This window comes from Pseudacidovorax intermedius (assembly GCF_001476815.1).
Classification (GTDB): Bacteria; Pseudomonadota; Gammaproteobacteria; order Burkholderiales; family Burkholderiaceae_C; genus Xenophilus; species Xenophilus intermedius_A.
Map to the genome: position 1 here is coordinate 21,622 of NZ_LDSL01000180.1, position 12,933 is coordinate 34,554.

The following is a 12,933-nucleotide window of genomic DNA, read 5'->3' on the forward strand; positions in this document are numbered from 1 at the left end:
ACACCATGACCAAGACCCTCGCGCTCATCGCCGCTGCCGCCCTGACGCTGCCCCTGTCCGCGCTGGCCCAGAGCAGTGCCGCCACCGACGCCAAGCCGGCGGCCAAAAGCACGCAGAAGGCCGCATCCTCCAGCAAGTCGACGGCCAAGTCCACCAAGGCTGCGTCCAAGGACAAGGTCGTGCCCGTCAAGGGCAAGCAGCACCTGAAGGCCAGCGCCGTCAAGGCCGTCGAAGAGACCACGCCGGTCGCGGACGACCCGAGCATCGTGCTCAACGACGCCGACATCGCCGTCGCCCAGCGCGTCTACACCGGCAAGATCCAGTGCGAACTGGGCGCCGACGTGACGGTGACGGCCGACGAGGCCAAGCCCGGCTTCTTCACCGTGAGCACCAAGGGCGCGCGCTACCGCATGCACCCGGTCGAAAGCCGTACCGGCGCCATCCGCCTCGAAGACAGCCGCGCCGGCGCCATGTGGCTGCAGCTGGGCAACAAGTCCATGCTCATGAACCAGAAGCAGGGCGTGCGGATGGCCGACGAGTGCCAGGCGGCGCCCCAGGTGGCTTTCGCTGAAGAGATGAAGAAGAACCCGCCCAAGGCGCTGTTCGACGGCGCCGACGCGCCCAAGAAGTAAACCGAACAGCGGGCGGCGGCGCCCGCGGCCTCGGCGGCGCGGCTCTTGCGAGCGCGCCGGTTGCGGCTGCGTGGCTGCCGCCCACGACGGGCCCGGGGAGGGCCCGGATTCCCGCGGCGGCCGGCCCGCATGAATGGATGCCGCCCATGATTCCTGGAGAAAAGAAAGATGTTGCAAGCCTACGTTGACCATGTCGCCGAGCGCGCCGCGCTGGGCATCCCCCCGCTTCCCCTGTCGGCCAAGCAGACCGGCGAAGTCATCGAACTGCTGAAGTCGGCCAATGCCAAGGACGGCGAGTTCCTGCTGAACCTGCTGACCCACCGCGTGCCCGCCGGCGTGGACGACGCGGCCAAGGTCAAGGCCAGCTACCTCGCGGCCATTGCCCACGGCACGGAGACGAACGCCCTCATCAGCCGCGCGCACGCCACCGAGCTGCTGGGCACCATGCTGGGCGGCTACAACATCGGCCCGCTGATCGACCTGCTCAAGGACGCCGAGGTCGGCGCCGTGGCGGCCGAGGGCCTCAAGAAGACGCTGCTGATGTTCGACCAGTTCCACGACGTCAAGGAACTGGCCGACGGCGGCAATGCCAACGCCAAGGCCGTGCTGCAGAGCTGGGCCGATGCCGAATGGTTCACCAGCCGTCCGGAAGTCCCGCAGAGCATCACCTTCACCGTGTTCAAGGTGCCCGGCGAGACCAACACCGACGACCTGTCGCCCGCGCCCGACGCGACGACGCGTCCCGACATCCCGATGCACGCCCTGGCGATGCTCAAGAACAAGCGCGACGGGGCCGCCTTCGTGCCCGAGGAAGACGGCAAGCGCGGCCCGGTCAAGTTCATCCAGGACCTGGTCGCCCGCGGCATGCCGGTGGCCTACGTCGGCGACGTGGTCGGCACCGGTTCCTCGCGCAAGTCGGCCACCAACAGCGTGCTGTGGTGGACGGGCGAGGACATCCCCTACATCCCGAACAAGAAGTTCGGCGGTATCTGCCTGGGCACGAAGATCGCGCCGATCTTCTACAACACCATGGAAGACGCCGGCTCGCTGCCGATCGAGCTGAACGTCGACCAGATGAACATGGGCGACACCGTCGAGCTGCGCCCCTACGAAGGCAAGGCCCTGAAGGACGGCCAGGTCATCGCCGAATTCCAGGTCAAGAGCGAGGTGCTGTTCGACGAAGTGCGCGCCGGCGGCCGCATTCCGCTGATCATCGGCCGCGGCCTGACGGCCAAGGCGCGCGAGGCGCTGGGCCTGCCGGCCTCCACGCTGTTCCGCCTGCCCAAGGCGCCGGTGGACACCGGCAAGGGCTTCTCCCTGGCGCAGAAGATGGTCGGCCGCGCCTGCGGCCTGCCCGAAGGCCAGGGCATCCGCCCGGGCACCTACTGCGAACCCAAGATGACCTCGGTCGGTTCCCAGGACACCACCGGCCCCATGACCCGCGACGAGCTGAAGGACCTGGCCTGCCTGGGCTTCTCGGCCGACCTGGTCATGCAGTCCTTCTGCCACACGGCCGCCTATCCCAAGAAGGTGGACGTGAAGATGCACCACGAGCTGCCGGACTTCATCAGCACCCGCGGCGGCATCTCGCTGCGCCCGGGCGACGGCGTGATCCACAGCTGGCTCAACCGCCTGCTGACGCCCGACACCGTGGGCACCGGTGGCGACAGCCACACGCGCTTCCCGATCGGCATCAGCTTCCCGGCCGGCTCCGGCCTGGTGGCCTTCGCGGCCGCTACCGGCGTGATGCCGCTGGACATGCCCGAGTCGGTGCTGGTGCGCTTCAAGGGCAAGATGCAGCCCGGCGTGACCCTGCGCGACCTGGTCAACGCCATCCCGCTGTACGCCATCAAGCAGGGCCTGCTGACGGTCGAGAAGAAGGGCAAGAAGAACATCTTCTCCGGCCGCATCCTCGAGATCGAGGGCCTGCCGGACCTGAAGGTGGAACAGGCCTTCGAACTGTCCGACGCCAGCGCCGAACGCTCGGCCGCCGGCTGCACCGTGCACCTGAACAAGGAGCCGATCGCCGAATACATCAACAGCAACATCACGCTGATGAAGTGGATGATCGCGGAGGGCTATGCCGACGCCCGCACGCTGCAGCGCCGCATCGCCGCGCAGGAAGCCTGGCTGAAGGACCCGCAGCTGCTCAAGGCCGATGCCGACGCCGAGTACGCCGCCGTGATCGAAATCGATCTGGCCGACATTCACGAGCCCATCGTGGCCTGCCCCAACGACCCGGACGACGTGAAGACGCTGTCCGACGTGGCCGGCGCCAAGATCGACGAGGTGTTCATCGGCTCGTGCATGACCAACATCGGCCACTTCCGCGCGGCGTCCAAGCTGCTGGAAGGCAAGCGCGACATCCCGGTCAAGCTGTGGATCGCCCCGCCGACCAAGATGGACGCGCAGCAGCTGACCGAGGAAGGCCACTACGGCGTCTTCGGCAACGCCGGTGCCCGCACCGAGATGCCCGGCTGCTCGCTGTGCATGGGCAACCAGGCGCAGGTGCGCGAGGGCGCGACGGTGATGTCCACCAGCACCCGCAACTTCCCGAACCGCCTGGGCAAGAACACCAACGTCTACCTGGGCTCCGCGGAGCTGGCCTCCATCTGCTCCAAGCTGGGCCGCATCCCGACCAGGGACGAGTACATGGCGGACATCGGCGTCATCAACCAGAACGGCGACAAGATCTACCAGTACCTGAACTTCGACAAGATCGAGGACTACAAGGACGTGGCGGACGGCGTCACCGCCTGACGCGCCGCGAATGCGCCGGGCCACTGGTCCGGTGCGTCGTCGCACACGATGCCCCGCTTCGGCGGGGCATTTTTTTTTGGCGCTGCGCCAAGCGCTCAGGGTAGTGCGTCCGGCAGTGGCCTGCCCTCGTCCGATGCGGCGGCCAGCTCTGCCGCCACCGCGAGGAACGCCTGCACGGCGCCGCGCTTGCGCTGGCTGTGCAGGCAGACCACCGCATCGGTGCTGCAGGCCGGCAACTCGGCGACCGGGATGCCGACCAGCCGCTCGTCGCGGTGGATCTCCTGCTCCAGCACGAAGCCGATGCCCAGGCCGAGCTTCACCGCCTCCAGCACGGCTTCACGGCTGCCGACCTCGAAGGCGGTCGCCAACTGCACGCCCGCCGCCGCGAGGGCCTCGTCGGCCAGCCGCTGCGTGTTGGAGCCGGCTTCCCGGCGCACCAGCCGGCTGCCGGCCAGCTCCGCCAGCGCGAGTTGCGTCCGGCCGGCCAGCGGGTGATCGCGCGGCAGCACGGCCAGCATGGCCTGGGCGCCCAGCGGCGTGCTGTGCACCCGCGCATGCGGGCCGGTGTTGCCGAGGATGGCCAGGTCCACGCGCTGATCGAACAGCGCGTCCCAGCCGCTGCGCTGGCTGCCGAAGGCCACCGACAGGTCGATGCCCGGGTAGCGCGCATGGAAGGTCGACACCAGCCGCATGGCCACGCGCGGGCTGTCGCCGAACAGCCGCAGGCTGCCCTGGCCGAGTCGGCTGGCGGTGGCGACGAATTCCTCCACCTGCTCCTCCACGGCGAACAGCTGGCGGCTGAGTTCGAACAGCTGCTCGCCCGCCGGCGTGAGGCTCAGGCCGCGGCCGCCGGGGGAACGGTTGAGCAGCGACTGGCGGCAGGCGGCTTCCAGATTGCGCACCTGCATGGTCACGGCGGGCTGGGTCAGGCCGAGGCGCGCGGCGGCCTGGGTGAAGCTGCCGTGGCGCGCCACGGCGTCGAAGGCGCGCAACTGGAAGTAGCGGGTGCCGATGGCGCGAGTCATCAATCTGATTGAGAAATAAATGTCCTGGGATCAATTTGATTATGAGCGCGCTGGCCCGGACACTGGCGTCGCTGTCCACTGCCTGCCGCACCCATGTCCCACGTTCTCACTGCGCCGTCCGTCGCGCCCACCGGCGGGCCCGCGCTGCCTCAGGCCGCCACGCCCACCATCGGAGCCCGCGCGCTGGCTGCTTTTCCTGCGGGGATCGCCAACGGCGAATACGGCTTGCCGCCCGAAGCGCTGGTCGCCATCGCCCGCGGCGAGGGCGCCCGGTTGTGGGACACCGAAGGCCGCGAATACATCGACTTCTCCATGGGCTGGGGCTCGGTGCTGGTCGGCCATGCGAATCCCGTGGTCGCGGAGGCGGTGCGCCTGCAGACGCGCCGCGGCGCCAACTTCGCCTACCTCAACGAGCCGGTGCTGGCCCTGGCTGAGGAAATCCAGCGCATCAGTCCCGCCGCCGAGCGCCTGCGCTTCTGCGCCTCGGGCACCGAAGCGACCATGTACTGCCAGCGCGTGGCGCGCGCCTTCATGGGCCGGCCCAAGATCCTGAAGTTCGAAGGCGCCTACCACGGTGCCAACGAGGCGGGCGTGACCAGCCTGTTCCCGAGCCGCAACCTGCCCTTCCCGCAACCGGAGCACACCAGCGCCGGCACGCCCTGGGTCGATGCCGAACTGCTGGTGGCACCCTACAACGACCTGGCGACCACCCGCGCCATCGTGATGGCGCACCGCGATGAACTGGCCGGCATCATCATGGAGCCCTTCCAGCGCTGCACACCGCCGGAACCCGGCTTCCTGGAGGGCGTGCGCGCGCTGTGCGACGAGGCGGGCATCCTGCTCATCTTCGACGAGGTGGTGACCGGCTTCCGGCTGGCCTACGGCGGCGCGCAGGCGTATTACGGCGTCACGCCCGACCTGGTCGCCTACGGCAAGGCGCTGGGCGGCGGCTATCCCATCGGCGCCTTCGGTGGCCGCGCGGAGGTGATGGAACTGGTCAGCGAGCACCACATCGGCCATCCGCATTACGTGTGGATGGCCTCGACGCTGGGCGGCAATCCGGTGTCGGCCACGGCGGCCAATGCCGCGCTGGCGGTGCTGCGCCAGCCGGGCACCTACGAGCACCTGCACACGCTGGGCGAAACCTTCCGCCAAGGCCTGCGGCAAGTGCTGGCCCGCCGCCGGATCACCGGCCGCGTCATCGGCGACGGGCCGCTGGCGCAGATCGTGTTCACCGGCCAGAAGGTCAACGACTACCGCTCGACGGCCACGGGAGACAAGGTGAAGGCCCGGCGCATGATGCTGGGCCTGTTCGAGCGCGGCGTGTTCATCAACCCGATGGGCACCAAGCTGTACCTGTCGGTCGCTCACGACCGGGCCATCTGCGCCGAGTTCTGCGACCGGCTGGACGGGGTGCTCGCCTCGCTCTGAGCGAGGGGCAGAAACGGCGAAGGCGGTGCACGCGGCACCGCCTTCGTTCATCGGCCCGACGCCGCTCCAGGCAGGGCCGGCGTCAGCGACCGTTCAGAGGTCGAGCTTCTTGTGCTCGCCCATCGACGGCGGCGCCTTGCCACCCATCGCCGCACGGGCGATCTTGAGCAGTTGGGTGACCTTGCTCTCGGTCACGTCCCAGTACTCGGCCGACTCGATGCCCACGGCCAGCAGCCCCAGGTTGGGGTCGTCCACGCCCTTGGGGAACCAGGCCTCGGCCACCTTGTTGAACAACTCGCGCTTCTTGGCTTCGTCGCTGGAAAGCACCGCACGGCCGGCGACCGACACGTAGCTGTCGTCGTCGGGATTGGCATAGGCCACGTTGACGACCGGATCGCTGGCCACGTGGCGGGCGATCTCGCCATCGAGCGGGATGAAGAAGTACAGCGTGGCGTTTTCGTCGACCGACCGGTTCTGCGTGGTCAGTGGATGGCTGTGCAGCAGGCCGTCGCCGTGGCGATGCGTGAGCATGCCGAAGCGCGTGTCCTTGATCAGCTCCCAGAGCTTGGCGTGGTCGTCGGTGTGTGTCATGGCGGTCTTCCTTTTTCCTTCTGGTGGGTGGGCGGGATGGCGCGTCGTCGACGCGTGACACGCACCGTAGAAGGCCCGCCTGCGGCAGCCTGACGCCCACGGGCGCGTCCGGCTGTCAGCGCATGCCGATCCGCGGTCCTGCGGTGACGCCGACGTCGCTGCATCAGGGTAGCCCGCTGACGTCCATTGCCTTCAAAGCCTGCTATCTTGGCCGTTGGTCCGAACAAGAAAGAAGGATGCTTCCCATGGCCGACACCGTCACGCCCCACGTCTTCGCTTCCACCCTCAAGACCTTCAAGACTGCCGCCGGCCGCCAGGGCCGGTACTGGTCGCTGCCCGAGCTGACCAAGCAGTTCCCCAACATCGCCAAGCTGCCGGTGTCGATCCGCATCGTGCTGGAGTCGGTGCTGCGCAACTGCGACGGCCAGAAGGTCGCCGCGGAGCATGTGGAGCAGCTGGCCAACTGGCAGCCCAATGCCGAGCGCACGGAGGAGATTCCCTTCGTCGTCACGCGCGTGGTGCTGCAGGACTTCACCGGCGTGCCGCTGCTGGCCGACCTGGCCGCCATGCGCAGCACCGCCAAGCGGCTGGACAAGTCGCCCAAGACCATCGAGCCCCTGGTGCCCGTCGACCTGGTGGTGGACCATTCGGTGATGGTCGACCACTACGGCACGCCGCAGGCGCTCGACCTGAACATGAAGCTGGAGTTCTCCCGCAACAAGGAGCGCTACCAGTTCATGAAATGGGGCATGCAGGCCTTCGACACCTTCGGCGTCACGCCGCCGGGCTTCGGCATCGTGCACCAGGTGAACCTGGAGTACCTGGCGCGCGGTGTCTACAAGGCGGCCGACGACAAGGCCGAGGTGGCGACGTGGTATCCCGATTCGCTGGTGGGCACCGACAGCCACACCACCATGATCAACGGCGTGGGCGTGGTCGGCTGGGGCGTGGGCGGCATCGAGGCCGAGGCCGCCATGCTCGGCCAGCCGGTGTACTTCCTCACGCCCGACGTGGTGGGTTTCGAGCTCACCGGCCAGTTGCGCGAAGGCGTGACGGCCACCGACCTGGTGCTCTACGTCACGCAGATCCTGCGGCAGGAAAAGGTGGTGGGCAAGTTCGTCGAGTTCTTCGGGCCCGGCGCCGCCTCCATCCCGGTGCCGGACCGCGCCACCATCGGCAACATGGCGCCGGAGTACGGCGCCACCATGGGCTTCTTCCCGGTGGACGAGAAGACCATCGCCTACTTCCGCGGCACCGGCCGCACGGACGAGGAGATCGAGCGCCTGGAGGCCTACTACAAGGCTCAGGGCCTGTTCGGCATGCCCGCGCCCGGCGCGCTGAACTACACCAAGACCGTCAAGCTGGACCTGTCCACCGTCACGCCCAGCCTGGCCGGCCCCAAGCGGCCGCAGGACCGCATCGACCTGGGCCATCTGGCCGGCCGCTTCACCGAGCTCTACAGCAAGCCCAACGAGGCCAACGGCTTCAACCAGCCGGCCGACAAGCTGGCGGTGCGCCACGATATCGCGCTCGAGGGCAAGAAGGTCTCGATCGGAAACGGCGATGTGCTGATTGCGGCCATCACCTCGTGCACCAACACGTCGAACCCCAGCGTGCTGCTGGCCGCCGGCCTGCTGGCCAAGAAGGCGGTGGAGGCGGGCCTGACGGTCAAACCGCACGTCAAGACCTCGCTGGCGCCCGGCTCGCGCATCGTCACCGACTACCTGCAGAAGACGAAGCTGCTGCCCTACCTGGAGAAGCTGGGCTTCTACCTGGCAGGCTACGGCTGCACCACCTGCATCGGCAATGCCGGCGACCTCGCGCCCGAGATCAACGACGTCATCACCAACAACAACCTGGTGTGCGCGGCGGTGCTCTCGGGCAACCGCAATTTCGAGGCGCGCATCCATCCCAACCTCAAGGCCAACTTCCTGGCCTCGCCACCGCTGGTGGTGGCCTTCGCCATCGCCGGCAACGTGACCGTGGACCTGATGAGCCAGCCGGTGGGCAAGGGCACGGGCGGCAAGGACGTGTACCTCGGCGACATCTGGCCCAGCGCCGCCGAGGTGGACGATCTGCTGCGCTACGCCATGGACGCGCAGGCCTTCCGCCGCAACTACGAGCAGATCGCCGCCAACCCGGGCGAGCTGTGGAACAGCATCAAGGGCGTTCAGGGCGAGGTCTACGACTGGCCCACGTCCACCTACATCGCCGAGCCGCCCTTCTTCGAGGGTTTCGGCATGCAGCCGAAGGCGGCGGAGGCGGGCGTGACCGGCGCGCGCATCATGGCGCTCTTCGGCGACTCCATCACCACCGACCACATCTCGCCGGCCGGCGCGATCAAGGAAAGCTCGCCCGCCGGCCAGTGGCTCAAGGCCCATGGCGTGGGCAAGGCCGACTTCAACAGCTACGGCTCGCGCCGCGGCAACCACGAGGTGATGATGCGCGGCACCTTCGCCAATGTGCGCATCAAGAACCTGATGCTGCCGGCCGGCGCCGACGGCTCGCGGGAGGAGGGTGGCCTGACGCTGTTCCAGCCCGGCGGCGAGAAGATGTACATCTACGACGCCGCGATGAAGTACATCGACCAGGGCGTGCCGACGGTGATTTTCGCCGGCGAAGAGTACGGCACCGGCTCCAGCCGCGACTGGGCCGCCAAGGGCACCCAGCTGCTGGGCATCAAGGCCGTGGTGGCCCGCAGCTTCGAGCGCATCCACCGCGCCAACCTGGTCGGCATGGGTGTGCTGCCGCTGCAGTTTTTGGGCACCGACTCCTGGCAGGGCCTGAACCTCAAGGGCGACGAAAAGATCGACGTGCTCATCCCCGGCGAACTCAAGCCCCAGCGCGAGGACGTCAAGCTGGTCATCGAGCGCGCCGACGGCAGCCGGCAGGAAGTGGCCGTGCGGCTGCGCATCGACACGCCGATCGAGGTGGAGTACTACAAGCACGGCGGCATCCTGCCCTTCGTGCTGCGGCAACTGCTGCAAGGCTGAGGCGCCTGGCCGCCGCGTCCGTGAGGCGCGGCTGCCAGCGAGGCCGCGGAACGGTGACAGCCGTTCCGCGGCTTTTTTTGCGGCCGTTGCAGCGACGGCATCGCCGAAGCCAGCGCGGTTTCTCGCCCGGGCCTCCTGCTTGCAATTGAAAATTGTTAGCATCTGGCTTTTGCCAGAGAGAGCTTCGCCTTGCGGCGGGGCCATTTGCTTCCGTGTCCACCCCTGCCTCGCGCGCACCGGCCGCCCTTCTGCCGCTCGACCAATTGCCCGACCGCCACTGGGCGACCGTGATGGATGTCGCCCGCGGCGAAGGCGCGGACGACCGCGACCTGGCGCTGCGCCTGACCGAGATCGGTTTCGTCCCCGGCGAGCGTGTCTGCGTGGTGGCCAGCGGCCACCCGGGCCGCGAGCCCCTGGCCGTGCGCCTGGGCCACACCACCTTCGCCCTGCGCCGCTACGAGGCGGCCATGATCCACGTCGCACCCGCGGAGACCGCCCATGGCTGAGGCCAGCATCGCCTTCCAGGCGCCCAACCCGCCGCGCCGCGTGGCGCTGCTGGGCAATCCCAACTGCGGCAAGACGGCCCTGTTCAACCTGCTGACCGGCAGTCGCCAGAAGGTGGCCAACTACGCCGGCGTGACCGTCGAGCGCAAGGAGGGCGAACTGCGCACCCCGGGTGGCCGCAGCGTGGCCGTGCTGGACCTGCCGGGCGCCTACAGCCTCAATGCCCTGTCGGCCGACGAAGCCGTCACGCGCGACGTGGTCACCGGCCGGCGCGACCAGCTGCCCGACCTGCTGGTCTGCGTGACCGACGCCACCAACCTGCGGCTGAACCTGCGCCTGGTGCTCGAAGCCCGGCGCCTGGGCGTGCCGATGGTGATGGCGCTCAACATGACCGACATGGCCGAGCGCCAGGGCATCCGCGTCGATACCGACATCCTCTCGCGCGAGCTGGGCATTCCGGTGATCCGCACCGTGGGCGTGCGCCGCAACGGCGCCACCGAGCTGCTGGCCGCGCTCGACGCGCCGGTGCCCTCGGCCTCGCCGCTGCCCTGGGAGGCGCCGTCCATGGACGACGTGCTGGCCTCGCACCAGGAAGTGCGCCGCATCCTCGACCTGGCGGTGCAGACGCCGCAGGGCAGCCTGGCCACCAGCGACCGCATCGACCGCGTGGTGCTGCATCCCGTGTGGGGCACGCTGGTGCTGGGCGTCACGCTGTTCCTGATGTTCCAGGCCGTGTTCAGCTGGGCCAACGTGCCCATGGACGCCATCAAGGCGGGCACCGAGGCCGTCGGCGGCTGGGTGCAGGGCGTCATGGCGGAGGGGCCGCTGCGCAGCCTGCTGGTCGACGGCGTGGTGGCGGGCGTCGGTGGCGTGCTGGTCTTCCTGCCGCAGATCCTGATCCTGTTCCTCTTCATCCTGGCGCTGGAGGATTCGGGCTACCTGCCGCGTGCCGCCTTCCTGCTGGACCGGGCGATGGGCACCGTGGGCCTATCGGGCCGCTCCTTCATCCCGCTGCTGTCGAGCTTTGCCTGCGCCATTCCCGGCATCATGGCCACGCGCACCATCAGCAACTGGCGCGACCGGCTGACCACCATCCTGATCGCGCCGCTGATGACCTGCTCGGCCCGCCTGCCGGTGTATGCGCTGCTGATCGGCGCCTTCATCCCGCAGCGCGACGTGCTGGGCCTGTTCAACCTGCAGGGCGTGGTGCTGTTCGCGCTGTACGTCTTCGGCATCGTGTCGGCCATGGCCGTGGCCTGGGTGCTCAAGCGGCTGCGCACGCAGCAGGGCCATTCGCCGCTGCTGATGGAGCTGCCGGCCTATCGCTGGCCCAACCTGCGCAACCTGCTGCTGGGGCTGTGGGAGCGGGCGTGGATCTTCCTGCGCCGCGTGGGCACCATCATCCTCACGCTGACCATCCTGCTGTGGTTCCTGTCCAGCTACCCGGCGCCGCCCGCGGGCGCCACCGGCCCGGCCATCGAATACAGCTTCGCCGGCCGCCTGGGCCAGCTGCTGGAGCACGTGTTTGCGCCTATCGGCTTCAATTGGCAGATCTCCATCGCGCTGGTGCCGGGCATGGCGGCGCGCGAGGTGGCGGTGGGCGCGCTCGGCACGGTGTACGCGCTGTCGGCCACCGGCGAGGAAGTGGCGGGCGCACTGGAGCCGCTGATCGCCGGCAGCTGGTCGCTGGCGACCGCGCTGTCGCTGCTGGTGTGGTTCGTGTTCGCGCCGCAGTGCCTCTCGACGCTGGCCACCGTGCGGCGCGAGACCAACAGCTGGAAGCAGGTCTTCATCATGGCCGGCTATCTCTTCGGGCTGGCCTACGTGGCCTGCTTCATCACCTACCGCGTCGCGCTGGCCCTCGGGGCTGGCTGACGCGCCTTTTGCGGAGACCCTTGCCATGCAGAACGCCGTCGTCGCCCTGATCGTCCTTGCCGCCGCGTTGTATGCCGCCTGGCGCTGGATGCCGGCGGGCTGGCGGCGCTCGCTGGCGCCGCGCATGGCGCGCTGGATGGCGCGCAGCGGCCTGGTGCGCGAGGAGCGCGAGGCCAAGGTGGCCCGCTCGCTCAGCCAGACGGGCGGCTGCGGGTCCTGCGACAGCTGCGGCACCTGCGGGCCGACGGCGACCAAAGGCCATCCGGTGCCGGCCGAGCAGCAGGCACAGGCCGGCCGCTGATCCCGCACAGCGCGGCCGCCTGCGCCGCGCGGAGAATCGTGGATTTGTGCGGATCCACGAGCGCATGCGCATCCATTCCCTCATCGTCGGCGGCGGCATCGGCGGCCTGGCTGCCGCCCTGGCGCTGGCGCGCGCGGGCCACGGCACCGATCTGATGGAGCAGGCGCCCGCCTTCGACGAGGTGGGAGCGGGCATCCAGCTCGGGCCGAACGTGGTGCGGCGCCTGCGCGCGCTGGGCCTGGGCGAGGCGCTGGAGGCCTTCGTGGCCAGGCCCGAGCGACTGTGCGTGGCCTCGGCGCTGACGGGCGCACGCATCGCTTCCCTGCCCCTGGCCGGCGCTTTCGAGCAGCGCTACGGCGCGCCTTACTTCACTATCCATCGGGCCGACTTGCACGGCCTGCTGCTCGCTGCCGTGCGCGAACAGGGCGCGGAGCAGGTCGCGGTGCACACCGGCGCGCGCATCGAGCGCCTGTCCACCCGCGGCGATGAACGGGTCTGCGTGGCCTCCGTCGACGGCCGCGCCTGGGAGGGCGATGCGCTGGTCGGCGCCGATGGCGTCTGGGGCCAGGTGCGGCCGCGGATCTGGCCCGACGCGCTGCCCGCCCGACCCACCGGCCACACGGCCTTCCGTGCCCTGCTGCGCCAGGATGCGCTGCCCGCCGCGCTGCGCAGCCGGCAGGTGGACGTCTGGCTGGCGCCGCGGCTGCATGCCGTGGCCTATCCGGTGCGTGGCGGCGACTGGCTCAACCTGGTGGTGCTGGCGGAGTCGCCCGCCGGCGAGGCCCCGCCGGATGCGCGCGACTGGGACCAGGCCAGCAGCC

The 12,933-nt window shown here is 69.3% G+C and carries 10 protein-coding genes; 8 read left to right on the forward strand and 2 right to left on the reverse strand.

The window, feature by feature from the left end; translation table 11 throughout:
- The first annotated feature begins 5 nt into the window (after positions 1-5).
- Positions 6-632 carry a hypothetical protein gene (locus NS331_RS23035; protein ID WP_058644260.1) on the forward strand — a complete coding sequence of 209 codons (627 nt, stop codon included), beginning with the start codon at positions 6-8 and terminating at the stop codon, positions 630-632.
- A gap of 168 nt (positions 633-800) precedes the next feature.
- The gene (locus NS331_RS23040; protein WP_058644261.1) at positions 801-3,392 is read left to right on the forward strand and encodes a bifunctional aconitate hydratase 2/2-methylisocitrate dehydratase; all 2,592 of its coding nucleotides are present in this window, start codon (positions 801-803) and stop codon (positions 3,390-3,392) included.
- 95 nt (positions 3,393-3,487) lie between these two features.
- Here NS331_RS23040 and NS331_RS23045 read toward each other — a convergent pair whose 3' ends face one another.
- Positions 3,488-4,417 (reverse strand): LysR family transcriptional regulator, encoded by a 930-nt coding sequence (locus NS331_RS23045; protein WP_058644262.1) that lies wholly within the window; start codon positions 4,415-4,417, stop codon positions 3,488-3,490.
- Positions 4,418-4,510: 93 nt separating this feature from the next.
- On the opposite strand from NS331_RS23045, the gene NS331_RS23050 reads away from it, so the two are divergent.
- Positions 4,511-5,848, forward strand: a complete 1,338-nt coding sequence (locus NS331_RS23050) for an aspartate aminotransferase family protein (protein WP_058644263.1) — start codon at positions 4,511-4,513, stop codon at positions 5,846-5,848.
- Between the two features lie 93 nt (positions 5,849-5,941).
- Here the strand turns inward: NS331_RS23050 and NS331_RS23055 are convergent, their stop codons facing one another.
- Entirely contained in the window at positions 5,942-6,439 is a 498-nt protein-coding gene (locus NS331_RS23055; protein ID WP_058644264.1) for a pyridoxamine 5'-phosphate oxidase family protein, read from the reverse strand.
- A 245-nt stretch (positions 6,440-6,684) separates the two neighbouring features.
- Here NS331_RS23055 and acnA point away from each other — a divergent pair, with 245 nt between their 5' ends.
- The 5 genes from acnA to NS331_RS23080 all read left to right on the forward strand — a co-directional run.
- A complete protein-coding gene (acnA, locus tag NS331_RS23060) occupies positions 6,685-9,432 on the forward strand; it encodes an aconitate hydratase AcnA (RefSeq protein ID WP_058644265.1) in 2,748 nt (915 codons plus the stop codon).
- Between the two features lie 212 nt (positions 9,433-9,644).
- Complete coding sequence (locus NS331_RS23065) at positions 9,645-9,938, forward strand: FeoA family protein (RefSeq protein ID WP_058644266.1); 294 nt, start codon at positions 9,645-9,647, stop codon at positions 9,936-9,938.
- Positions 9,931-11,811: a ferrous iron transport protein B gene (gene feoB / locus NS331_RS23070; RefSeq protein WP_058644267.1), complete on the forward strand. Its 1,881-nt coding sequence runs from the start codon at positions 9,931-9,933 to the stop codon at positions 11,809-11,811. The genes NS331_RS23065 and feoB overlap by 8 nt, the downstream gene beginning before the upstream one ends.
- 25 nt (positions 11,812-11,836) lie before the next feature.
- Positions 11,837-12,112: a DUF6587 family protein gene (locus NS331_RS23075; protein WP_058644268.1), complete on the forward strand. Its 276-nt coding sequence runs from the start codon at positions 11,837-11,839 to the stop codon at positions 12,110-12,112.
- 64 nt (positions 12,113-12,176) lie between these two features.
- A partial coding sequence (locus NS331_RS23080) for an FAD-dependent monooxygenase (RefSeq protein WP_153013008.1) occupies positions 12,177-12,933 on the forward strand: 757 nt, incomplete at its 3' end.

What these genes read in the sequence shown, in the direction of transcription:
- NS331_RS23040 (WP_058644261.1), top strand. Translation starts at nt 801, where the DNA reads ATGTTGCAAGCCTACGTTGACCATGTCGCCGAGCGCGCCGCGCTGGGC.
- NS331_RS23035 (WP_058644260.1), top strand. Translation starts at nt 6, where the DNA reads ATGACCAAGACCCTCGCGCTCATCGCCGCTGCCGCCCTGACGCTGCCC.
- NS331_RS23075 (WP_058644268.1), top strand. Translation starts at nt 11,837, where the DNA reads ATGCAGAACGCCGTCGTCGCCCTGATCGTCCTTGCCGCCGCGTTGTAT.
- feoB (WP_058644267.1), top strand. Translation starts at nt 9,931, where the DNA reads ATGGCTGAGGCCAGCATCGCCTTCCAGGCGCCCAACCCGCCGCGCCGC.
- NS331_RS23055 (WP_058644264.1), bottom strand. Translation starts at nt 6,439, where the DNA reads ATGACACACACCGACGACCACGCCAAGCTCTGGGAGCTGATCAAGGAC.
- NS331_RS23045 (WP_058644262.1), bottom strand. Translation starts at nt 4,417, where the DNA reads ATGACTCGCGCCATCGGCACCCGCTACTTCCAGTTGCGCGCCTTCGAC.
- acnA (WP_058644265.1), top strand. Translation starts at nt 6,685, where the DNA reads ATGGCCGACACCGTCACGCCCCACGTCTTCGCTTCCACCCTCAAGACC.
- NS331_RS23050 (WP_058644263.1), top strand. Translation starts at nt 4,511, where the DNA reads ATGTCCCACGTTCTCACTGCGCCGTCCGTCGCGCCCACCGGCGGGCCC.